This is a genomic window from Roseateles sp. P5_E11 (assembly GCF_054049355.1).
The window spans coordinates 1-10472 of sequence record NZ_JBFUMO010000176.1 but is presented as its reverse complement, the minus strand read 5'-3'; the positions used below and the strand labels follow the sequence as shown (position 1 = coordinate 10472).

Genomic DNA, 10472 nt, shown 5'->3' with positions numbered 1-10472 from the left:
GGGCGGGGGAGGTCAGTCTCATCGTCATCTCCTGTTGTGGTGGTGGAACTTGCGAAGCTACGGATTGAGCGCCAGTTCGCTTCCGCCGCGAAGCCCCTAACCATCGAGGGAATAATTCAGCCCTCGCTTCCGTATCCCCGTCATGCTTGCCAAACGCATCATTCCCTGCCTCGACGTCACCGCCGGCCGCGTGGTCAAGGGCGTCAACTTCGTCGGCCTGCGTGATGCGGGCGATCCGGTGGATATCGCCGCGCGCTACAACGAGCAGGGCGCCGACGAGCTGACCTTCCTCGACATCACCGCCACCAGCGACGGCCGCGACCTCATCCTGCACATCATCGAAGCCGTCGCCTCGAAGGTGTTCATTCCCCTGACCGTGGGCGGCGGCGTGCGCGCGGTGGCCGACGTGCGGCGGCTGCTGAACGCCGGCGCCGACAAGGTGTCCTTCAACTCGGCGGCAGTCGCCGACCCCGACCTGATCCGTGCCGCCAGCGACAAGTACGGCGCCCAATGCATCGTTGTCGCCATCGACGCCAAGCGCCGCGCGGATGGTTCGGGCTGGGACGTCTACACCCACGGCGGCCGCAAGAACGTCGGCCTTGACGCCGTCGATTGGGCCCGCAAGATGGCCGAGTTCGGCGCCGGCGAGATCCTGCTGACCAGCATGGACCGCGACGGTACCAAGAGCGGTTTCGACCTTGAATTGACCCGCGCCGTGTCCGACGCCGTGCCCGTGCCCGTCATCGCCTCCGGCGGCGTCGGCTCGCTGGAAGACCTCGCCGACGGCATCACCAAGGGCGGCGCCGACGCGGTGCTGGCCGCCAGCATCTTCCACTTCGGCCAGCACACGGTGGGCGAGGCCAAGGCGCTGATGGCGGCGCGGGGCATCCCGGTGCGGCAGTGAGGGGCGGTCGCGCCGCGCAACTCGTCGCTGGCGTCGCCCTGGCGGTCGTGCTGGTTTCACAGGCACTTGCCGCTCCGGCCAAGACCTCGGACGCGGCCATCCTCGCCACCCAGGCGGCCCTCGATGCCTTCTTCGCCATGCCGGCCGCCCAGGTGGCCGGCAGCGATCGCAACGATCCCCCGCCCGGCTTCGACGCCGAGGAGGCCGGCCAGGAGGCCCTGATCGAGTTCCTGGAGCGTCAACGCGCCGAGGGCGCGCGGCTGGACCGCTATCGCTGGGGCGGCACCCTGCTGCACCACAGCCTGCGCATCTCCTTCAACAGCGTCACCCAGTGGCTGCTCGACAGCGGCGCCGACCCCCTGCAAAAGCTCGACCCCTCGAGCAACGCTGACGGCCTGGATGCCCTGGGCATCGCGGTCACCCTGCAGCGCTGGGGTTGGGTTGGCACCCTGCTCAAGCACCCGGCCTACCTGAAGCTGACGCCGGCCGAGTGGGCCGAGCGCCTCTGGGCGGGAGCGGCTGGCGAGGCGCAGATCAACGGCCTGCTGCGCCTGCGCCCGTCGGTTCCTTTGCCCAGCCCCGGCACGCCGGCGGCCCAGAGCCTGTTGCGCATGGCCCTATGCGGCCACCAGTTCGCCCTGGTCGAGCGCCTGATCGCCGGCGTGAAAGCGCCCGCGTCGCCCGCCAACGGTGAATGCAGCAACGAGCAGTTGTCCAAGAAGCCGCCTGTGCTGGCCGCCGAGTTGCCGGTCTGGCTGGCGCTGGAGGCCCGCTTTGACGCGCCGCTGCTGCCCTGGCTGCTGCCCGGCCTGCGCAGCCCGGCTGAGTTGCAGGCGGCGTTGGCCTCTGGCCTGCGCCAGCCCTGGGACAAGCCCGAGTTCACGCGCGGCATGCTCTTCCGTGCGCCCTCGCCCCTGCTGGCCTCGCTGCTGCTCGGCCCCAGGCCCGGTGTGGCCGCCCTGTGGCCCGAATTCAGCCGGCGCCAGGGCAACCAGCTCTGGAGCCAGCCGGTGGTGCAGTGGGAGGCCGTGGTGCGCGCCGCGCCCAAATTGCAGGAGCTGCTGGACACGGCGGAATCCAACTACGGCGCCAGTCTCGACGCCCGCGCCGGCAAGCCCGGCGCCGCCGCGAACTGGACCCAGCACTGGGCGCCGCTGGTGCAGCGCATCGACGCCCTCGCGCCCGTGCAGCGCCGCGAGCTCAAGCTGCCGACGGGCCTGTTGCGCCAGTTGCCGCCCCAGTTCCTGGCCAGCGGCCTGGCCTGGGCCGCCGAGGCCGATGCCCTGCCCGAGCAGCTGCCGCATTGGCTGTCGGGCGCCAGCCTGGCCGAGGTGCAGGCCGGGTGGCCTCTGCTGAAGTCCCGGTTGCCGGAGCTGGCCAGGGATCTGCTCGGCGCCCTGCTCACGCCCTTGCTGGCCGACGCGCCGCCAGGGCGCCTTCATCGGGSCATGCAGGCCTACAACGTCAGCGACGACCTGCTGCCCAAGGCTCGCTGGCTGCGCGCCCAGGGCCTGACGGCGCCTGGCCGTGTGCTGGCGGTGGCCCACATGCCGCAAGAGGGCGGCCGTGGCCCCTGTTGCAGCCGCGAGCTGGTGGCCTGGGCCCTGGCCGAGAAACTGGTCAGCTTGCCCGGCCTCGGCGGCAAACTCGCCATCGCCCGCAAGCCCGACGGCCTGCGCCTGATCGCCGCGGCACCGGCCTGCAAGCCCGTGGTCAGCGTGGCCCTGCGCCGCGCGCTGACCCAGCCCATCGCCCAGGTGCCCGATCGTGGCGACCGGGCCTTCGACGGCGTCAGCCTCCAGCCCCTGGCCGCGCCCGGCCGGGCTGAATGCCTCTGGCTGCGCAACGAGATCGCCCATGTGGGCGGCGGCTGGGAGGAGCTGGACTTCTTCGAAGGCCTGCGCCGCTTCAACCCCTGCGGCGACGGCGCCGGCCGCCTGTCGATCTGGGATGAGGCCCAGCAAGCCTTCGTCACCCTGAGCACGGGGGAGGCGATGGGCGCGCTGGTCGAAGCCGAACTACTGCCCGGCGGGCCGCTATGGCTGAGTGCCGAGGTCAACAACGGCCGCTGTGGCCAGCCGGTCGCGCGTGCCATGCTGCTGAACTGGAAGGCGGGGCTGCCCAGCTTCGATCTCATGCCCGAGAACGACCCGCGCCAGCTCGCCTGGCAGACCGCATGCCCGCCCGACGCGCTCAGCGTCTGCCTCAAGCTGGAGACCGAGGACGGCAACCCGCCGCCGCCCCCACCGCCGCGCGTGCCCGTCACGCCCGAGCAGTTCGTGGCCCGGCATTGGACCGCCGAGCGCGCCGATTTCCTCGCCACCTTCGACCGACTGGACCGTCCGCGCCTGGATGCTCATCAGCGTGACGGCCTCTTCACCGAATGGCTGGATGCTGCTGCCCACGCCCTGGGCGGCAGCCCGCGGCCGCTGGCCGAGAAGCGTGCCCGCATGGCCTGGCTGCTGGCCCGGCCCAGCCGCGCGGCGGCTCTGTCCGGCCAGGCCCTGGACTCTCTCGCCGTCTGGCTGCCCGCCGAGGACTGGCGGCCGCTGATCGAGCCGCGCCGCTGTGCGAGCGACTCGACGGGGGAGCGCGGGAACCTGCGCCGCTTGAGCCAGAAGGTGCCCGCCGATCTGGCCCGCCGCATCGCCGTGGCCCTGGCGAGCGACTGCAACGGAGCTGTCAGATGACTGGGATCCGTGGTTGGCGTGTGGCCGGCATGCTGGCGCTGGCCTTGCTGGCCGGGCCGGCCATCGGCGCCCCGGCCAAGGCCGACGACGCCGTGCTGGCCACCAAGGCGGCAATGGACGCCTTCTTCGCACTCGATGGTGCGGTGCCGCGTGTCGTCGAGCCCGGCGCGCCGGACACGCCGGCGGCCGAGACCAAGGACCATGACGACCTCATCGAGATGCTGGCCGAGCAGCTGGCGCAAGGCGCCCGGCTGGACCGCTACCGCTGGAACGGCACCATGCTGCACCACAGCCTGCGCGCGGGGTTTGGCGACGTCACCCGGTGGCTGCTGGACCATGGCGCCGATCCRCTGCAGACCCTGAAGGGCGACGGCGATCTGGACGCCCTGGGCGTGGCCGTGCGCATGCAGCGCTGGCCCTGGGTGCGCACGCTGTTGCGCCACCCCGCCTACCGGCGCCTGCCCGCCGAGGAGCTCAGCAAACGGCTTTGGTCCGGTGCGGTGACGGACGCGCATACCCAGGCCCTGCTGCGGCTCAAGCTCGGCGTGCCCAATGGCGTGGCCCAGGGGTCGCCTTTGCTCGCCGCGGCCTTACGCGCCCGCGACGCTGCCGCCGTGGATCGGCTGTTGGCCGCGCGCACGGGCCGCGTGGCTGTTGATTACCCGCTGCGGGCGAGCGAGCCGTGGGTGCCGGAGGCCTGGCCCCTGCCGCGTTGGCGCCAACTGGACGCCCGCCTGCTGAACCCCGTCCTCCCCTGGGCCTTGGAGCGCGCAGGCAGCGAGGCCGAGGTGCGCGCGCTGTTGGCCGCCGGCCTGCGGGCGCCCTGGTCCRACGTGCGCTTCTCTGCCGACGTGGCGCGCTCCCTGCCCATGGCGGCGCTGCCCGGGCTGCTGCTCGACCCGCCCCACGGCGCCGACTTCGCTCAGCTGTGGGGCTATGTGTCGCGCGAACGCGCCGGCGACTTGCGTGGCATGCCGCTTGATGACTGGCGGGCCTATGTGCTCGCCGCGCCGTCGATCGACATCGTCATGACCAGCCTGAACCTGGTGGCGGGCAGTGGCCTGCGAGAACAAGCGCAGCGGGTAGGCGCAACGCCGGCAGAGGTGCAGGCCTGGCAGCTTCGCTGGGCGCCTGTGGTCGAGCGGCTGCGCGCCCTGCCTGCCCAGCGGCGGCGCGAGCTCTGGTCCGACCCCAATTGGCGGCTCGACTACAGGATGAGCGAGCTGCCGCCGACCTTCCTGCCCGAGTTCATCGCCTGGGCCGCTGCCGATGATGCGCTCCCCGAGGCCTTGCCGAACTTCGTCAAGCCGCTTCAGCCGCGGGACTACGACGTCTTCTGGGCAGCCCTGCAGCGGCATGCACCGGACCTGGCGGCTGAGTTGCTGCCGGCCCTGCTGTCACGCCTGTGGGTGGACCCACCGCGGAGCCGTCATGCGGACCGCATGACCGGCTGGAGCGCGGGTGATGTGTYGCTGGCCCGCTGGCTGCTGCCGCGTTCGCCCAAGGCCACACCGCGCCGCCTGCGTGCCGGCCTGCTGCCCGACGGCGCCGGCTGGAGCGACGCCGATCTGGTGCGCTGGGCGGTGGCCGAAGGCCTGGCCTTGCGCCCAGTGCCGACAAAAGTGGCAGGGCCGAGCGGCCCAAGCGTTGCGGCTTCGGCGCCGCACAAGACACCCGCCGGCCCGGTCGCGCTGCGGCTGGTGACGGAACCCTTGGATTGCACGGTCGCGGTGTCGCCGGGGCTGCGCCGCGCCCTGGCCCAGCTGACGCTGGCGACGCAATCCTGGGTGTACGACCAGCAAAAGCTCGGTTGGCTGCAGCCGGTGGCCGCGCCACGGCAGGCTCAATGCCAATGGCTGAGGACTTCGGAGACCGTTACCGGCGGCAGCTGGTCGGACGAATCCTTCTTCGAGGGCTTTGCCACCCATATGGCGCGCGGCACCGTCGAGCAGACCCTGAACCTCGAGCGCTGGGACGAGGCCTCGCAGCGCTTTGCCGAGTTGCAGGGCTTCTCTTTCGTCACCCAGCTGCTCGAGGTGGAACTGGCGCCCCGCGGCGATCGCTTCTGGCTGGGTACCGAGAACGATGCCAATGGCCGGCGCGGCCATGGCGCCTACTCGCTGAGCTGGCAGGCCGACAAGCCGGTCTTCGAGGGGTTGCCGGAAGGGGCGGCGCTGGACGACGCATGGCGTTCCCTGATCGACCCGGACAAGGCGAGCAACGTCTTTGATCTGGTCTCCGACAACCCGCGCGCGGACGGCCCGCGTGTGCCCGTCCCGATCGCTCACTTCGTTGACGCGCATTGGGCCAACGAGAAGCAGCGCTTCCTCGCCGCCTTTGCGGCATTGGATCGCGAGGCGCTGTCGGCCCAGCGGCGCGCCGGCCTGTTCGCGCCCTGGCTGAATGAGGCCGTTCTTGCCCTGAGTGCCGACGCCGGACTGGCTCTGGAGCCCAGGCGCCGGCGCATGGCCTGGCTGCTTGCTCTGCCTGCTTATGCCGACTCGCTGACGGACGAGGCCCTGACCTCGCTGCGCGACTGGCTGCCTGCCGATGACTGGGGCCCTATCCTGGCGCTGCGGCGCTGCAGCAAATACAGCGTCTTCAGCGGCGGCAGCGACGAGGTCCGGCAGCTGTCGGACTGGATGAACAAGACGCCGCCCGCCCTGCGCCGCCGCGTCGAAGTGGCGCTGGCGCGAGACTGCGACGGAGAAGTGAGATGAGTGAAGTCCGCATCATTGGTGGGCAGTGGAAGCGCTCCAAGCTGCCGGTGCCCGACCTGCCGGGTCTGCGGCCCACGGGCGACCGGATCCGCGAGACGCTGTTCAACTGGCTGGGCCAGACGCTGGCCGGCTGGCGCGTGCTGGACGCCTTTGCCGGCAGTGGCGCTTTGGGCTTCGAGGCGGCCTCGCGCGGCGCGGATGCCGTGGTGATGATCGAGCGCGAGGCGACGCTGGTGGACGGGCTGCGGGCCAGTCAGAAGCGCCTTCAGGCCACGGCCATCACCATCCACCGGGCCAATGCGCTGAACTGGATGCTGGCTTGCCCGGACCGCTTCGACCTCATTTTTCTTGACCCGCCGTTCGCCGACAACCTCTTCGACCGCGCGCTGGCTGCTGCCATGCCGCTGTTGGCCGAAGGCGGGCTGATCTACGTCGAATCCCCGGGCGAGATCGCTCCCCCGGCCGGATTCACGACCTGGCGCCAGGGCCGAGCCGGYGCCGTGCACTACCAATTGCTGCGGCGCGAGGACAATCCGGCCGCATGACGACCCGCACCACCATCACGGCCATCTACCCAGGCACCTTCGACCCGATCACGCTGGGCCACGAGGACCTGATGCGCCGTTCGGCCGCGATGTTCGAGCGCCTGGTGCTGGCGGTGGCGGTCGGCCATCACAAGAAGACCATGTTTTCCCTGGACGAGCGGCTGGCGATGGCCCAGGAAGTGGCGGCACCGCTGGGCAATGTCGAGGTCATCGCCTTCGACGGTCTGCTGCGCGACTTCGTGCGCACCCACGCCGGCYGTGTCGTCGTGCGTGGCCTGCGCACCGGTGGCGACTTCGAATACGAGTTCCAGATGGCCGGCATGAACCGCAAGCTCATGCCCGAGGTCGAGACCATCTTCCTGACGCCCGGCGAACACCACCAGTACACGTCCAGCACCTTCGTGCGCGAGATCGCGACGCTGGGTGGCGAGGTGGCGGAGTTTGTGTCGCCCGGGGTACTGGCGCGGCTGAACGAGCGCTGCAAGAAGCGAGGTAGTTGAGATGGCTTTGATGATCACCGAAACGCGTGGCGGGAATCGGCAAGGCATGCCTTGCCCCGCCGCGCGCGGCAAGCGCATGCAGGCGTTTGCCGTATTCGTCCGTCAGCCCGATGGAGGCATTCCATGGCACTGATGATCACGGACACGCGGGGCGGGAATCGGCAAKGCATGCCTTGCCCCGCCGCGCGCGGCGAGCGCATGCAGGCGCTTGCCGTATTCGTCCGCCAGCCCGATGGAGGCATCCCATGGCGCTGATGATCACGGACGAATGCATCAACTGCGACGTCTGCGAGCCCGCCTGCCCGAACAACGCGATCTCGATGGGCGAGGAGTTCTACAAGATCGAGCCGAGCAAGTGCACCGAGTGCGTCGGCCACTTCGACGAGCCGCAATGCGTGATGCTCTGCCCAGTCGCGTGCATCCCGATCAACCCGGCCCATATCGAGAGCCGGGAGACCTTGATGCAGAAGTATCAACGCCTCACCGCCGCGGCTACCGCGGGAACACTGCCTGCAGCACCCGGGCCAGCCTAGCTCCTGCGCGCGTCAGCTGCTGGCGCTTGATGGCGTCTGCCCTGGCGCCGTAGCCGCCGGGCAGTTCGACGCCCCACTGTGAGCCCTGCCTGGCCGAGAACTTCAACCCGTCGAAGACGCGTCCGGCTTGCTCCAGTGACTGCGTGGCCCAGTGGGGCGGCCAGTCGACCGCAGTGCCTGGGTCGGCACGAACCTGACGCGCCTCGGCCAGCCAGTCGGCATCGACATGCTGGGGCCTGAATTCCTCAGGCACGTTGTCCCAGTACGAATGGAAGTTCTTCGATCCCGCCGTTATTGCCGGATCGAGCAGCAAGCTGTTGCCACCGATGGTGAAGCTGGCGCGATCGAAGCCCTGCTTGTCGGGGTCGATACGCTGCCCCTGGGCGTCGAGATAGACGCTGCCGACGTGCAGCGGCTGGTGGATGTCGCCGACCAGATGCACCAGTACCAGCAAGGCCTCGCGTTGGTTCTTGAAGTTGGGCTGACCGGGCGAGGGCTTGCCCTGCAGCACCAGGATGGCCGCACGCAGCGCGCCGACGACGTCATCCGGGCGCGTGCCGGTCACCTTCGGTAGGTAGCGGCCGCGCTGCACGGTGATGTCGGCGTAATGGGTCTGCTTGTGGCAGCTGTCCTCGTCGAGACCCAACTGGCACTGCCGGTCGTTGCGGCGCACGTAGTCGGCCATCTCGGCGATGCGTGCGGGCGTCTCCAGCGCGGCGCACGCGGGGTACTTGCCCGGCGCGGGATAGGTATAGCCCTGGCTGGGCGCGATGCCCTTCACGCAGTCGGCCCAGATCGAGGCCAGCGAAAGCGGCATGTCGCCCAGCAGCCCGGCGACGCGGGCTTCAGCCGGGGTACCTTTGATGAGGCCGGCAGCGATGGTCGCGACGGTCTGGTGGCCGTCAGAACCCCAGGCGTGGGCGGCCAGGGGCAGGGCGAGCAGGGCGGTGACAAGGAGGCGGCGCATGCGGAAATTCGTCAGCCGATCAAGCCCGCAATCTTGCCCGGTTGAAAGTGCAGGTCGATGAAGTCTGCCAGCCCATCAAAGACGGCATCCAGCGACCGGCCAGCCTGGCCGAACAGGGCCTTGAGCACGGCCGGCTGCTCGAACAGGCCGTGGGCGTAGACGCCCAGCACCTGGCCGGCCTGCCAGCCCACAGCCTCGCCGGCGGCATTGCGCAGCGCCACGCGCGGCGGCGGCAGGCCGGCGTGAGGCTGGGTGCGGCCGTGGCGGATCTCGTAGCCACTGGCCTGCACACCGGCCAGGGCCTGCCAGCCGCCGTCCAGCGACGTGGAGAAGCTGAACTCCGCGCTGCGCAGCAGCTTCTCGGGCTCGAAGACGGTCACCAGCGGCAGCAGGCCCAGGCCCGGCGCATTGCCGTCCAGGCCATGCGGGTCGATCAGCGCCTCGCCCAGCATCTGCAGGCCGCCGCAGATGCCGAGCACGCGGCCGCGGTGGCTGTTGATGGCGGCGTCGAGCTTTTGCGCGCGCAGCCAGGCGAGGTCGGCGGCGGTGGACTTGGAGCCGGGCAGGATGATCCAGTCCACGCCGGCCAGATCCTTGGGCTCGCGCGCCCAGCTCAGGCGCACGCCGGGCAGTTGGCGCAGCGGCTGGAATTCGTCGAGGTTGGAGATGCGCGGGTAGGCGATGACGGCGATGCGCAGGCCGCTGCCGGTCGTCGTCTCATCGAAGACGCCGTCCTCCTCGGGCAGGCCGTGGCCGCGCCACATCGGCAGCGTCGCGATGGTGGGCACGCCGGTCAGGTGCTCGAGCTGCTCGGGCCCGGGCGACAGCAGGCCGGCGTCGCCGCGGAAGCGGTTCAGCACGAAGCCACGCACCTGGGCGCGCACGTCATCGGGCATCAGCTGGTGGGTGCCGTACAGGTGGGCGAAGGCGCCGCCGCGGTCGATGTCGGTGACGATCAGGCAGGCGGYGTTGGCGTCGCGAGCGGTGCCGAGGTTGACGTAGTCGCTGGGCGCCAGGTTGATCTCCGCCGGCGAGCCCGCGCCTTCGATGACGACGACATCGTTCTCCCGCATCAGCTCGTGCAGGGCCGCGCGGGCGCGGGGCTTCAGCAGCGCGCTGCGTTCGCGCCAGGGTATGGTGGCCATGRCCGGGTCCACTTCGCCAAGCACGACGACCTGGCTCTGCGTATCCGCCTCGGGTTTGAGCAGCACCGGATTCATGCGCACCTCGGGCACGCGGTTGGCGGCCAGGGCCTGGAAGTACTGCGCTGAGCCGATCTCGCCCATCAGGCCGTTCAAGCCGGGCACGACGCGCGCGTTGTTGCTCATGTTCTGCGCCTTGAAGGGCGCGACCTTGAGCCCCTGGCGGGCATACCAGCGGCACAGCGCGGTCGCCAGCCAGCTCTTGCCCGCGCCGCTCGTCGTGCCGAGCACCATTACTGCTTTACTGATCATTGATGCACCCTTCGGCCTACGGCCTGTCCCGCCGAGCGGGAGCGAGTTTGCTTGGGACGGCCCGGCGCTGCACTCATGAGTCTTCGCTTTCGATTTCAAGCAGGGCCTGCTGCAGCGCCTGCTGCGAGGCGGGAGGTTGGGCCGACACGCGCACCCAAC

At 70.3% G+C, this 10472-nt stretch carries 8 protein-coding genes; 6 read left to right on the top strand and 2 right to left on the bottom strand.

Annotated features, from left to right (window positions below):
• Nucleotides 1–142: 142 nt before the first annotated feature.
• The 6 genes from hisF (at nucleotide 143) to ACXJKR_RS14750 (ending at nucleotide 7892) form a co-directional block, all read left to right on the top strand.
• Complete coding sequence (gene hisF, locus ACXJKR_RS14775; protein WP_457323471.1) at nucleotides 143–904, top strand: imidazole glycerol phosphate synthase subunit HisF; 762 nt, start codon at nucleotides 143–145, stop codon at nucleotides 902–904.
• Nucleotides 901–3594 carry a hypothetical protein gene (locus tag ACXJKR_RS14770; RefSeq protein WP_457323470.1) on the top strand — a complete coding sequence of 898 codons (2694 nt, stop codon included), beginning with the start codon at nucleotides 901–903 and terminating at the stop codon, nucleotides 3592–3594. The genes hisF and ACXJKR_RS14770 overlap by 4 nt, the downstream gene beginning before the upstream one ends.
• A complete protein-coding gene (locus ACXJKR_RS14765; protein ID WP_457323469.1) occupies nucleotides 3591–6314 on the top strand; it encodes a hypothetical protein in 2724 nt (907 codons plus the stop codon). The genes ACXJKR_RS14770 and ACXJKR_RS14765 overlap by 4 nt, the downstream gene beginning before the upstream one ends.
• Nucleotides 6311–6859 carry a 16S rRNA (guanine(966)-N(2))-methyltransferase RsmD gene (gene rsmD / locus ACXJKR_RS14760; protein WP_457323468.1) on the top strand — a complete coding sequence of 183 codons (549 nt, stop codon included), beginning with the start codon at nucleotides 6311–6313 and terminating at the stop codon, nucleotides 6857–6859. Before ACXJKR_RS14765 ends, rsmD begins: the two co-directional genes overlap by 4 nt.
• Nucleotides 6856–7359: a pantetheine-phosphate adenylyltransferase gene (coaD, locus tag ACXJKR_RS14755; protein WP_457323467.1), complete on the top strand. Its 504-nt coding sequence runs from the start codon at nucleotides 6856–6858 to the stop codon at nucleotides 7357–7359. Before rsmD ends, coaD begins: the two co-directional genes overlap by 4 nt.
• A 245-nt stretch (nucleotides 7360–7604) precedes the next feature.
• A complete protein-coding gene (locus ACXJKR_RS14750; protein ID WP_056193738.1) occupies nucleotides 7605–7892 on the top strand; it encodes a YfhL family 4Fe-4S dicluster ferredoxin in 288 nt (95 codons plus the stop codon).
• Here the strand turns inward: ACXJKR_RS14750 and ACXJKR_RS14745 are convergent.
• The gene (locus ACXJKR_RS14745) at nucleotides 7852–8859 is read right to left on the bottom strand and encodes a S1/P1 nuclease (RefSeq protein ID WP_457323466.1); all 1008 of its coding nucleotides are present in this window, start codon (nucleotides 8857–8859) and stop codon (nucleotides 7852–7854) included. The two genes, ACXJKR_RS14750 and ACXJKR_RS14745, sit on opposite strands and share 41 nt — an antisense overlap.
• A gap of 11 nt (nucleotides 8860–8870) precedes the next feature.
• Nucleotides 8871–10313, bottom strand: coding sequence for a cobyric acid synthase (locus ACXJKR_RS14740; protein WP_457323465.1), 1443 nt, complete (start codon nucleotides 10311–10313; stop codon nucleotides 8871–8873).
• Between the last annotated feature and the right edge of the window lie 159 nt (nucleotides 10314–10472).

What these genes read in the sequence shown, in the direction of transcription:
- hisF (WP_457323471.1), top strand. Translation starts at nt 143, where the DNA reads ATGCTTGCCAAACGCATCATTCCCTGCCTCGACGTCACCGCCGGCCGC.
- ACXJKR_RS14750 (WP_056193738.1), top strand. Translation starts at nt 7,605, where the DNA reads ATGGCGCTGATGATCACGGACGAATGCATCAACTGCGACGTCTGCGAG.
- ACXJKR_RS14745 (WP_457323466.1), bottom strand. Translation starts at nt 8,859, where the DNA reads ATGCGCCGCCTCCTTGTCACCGCCCTGCTCGCCCTGCCCCTGGCCGCC.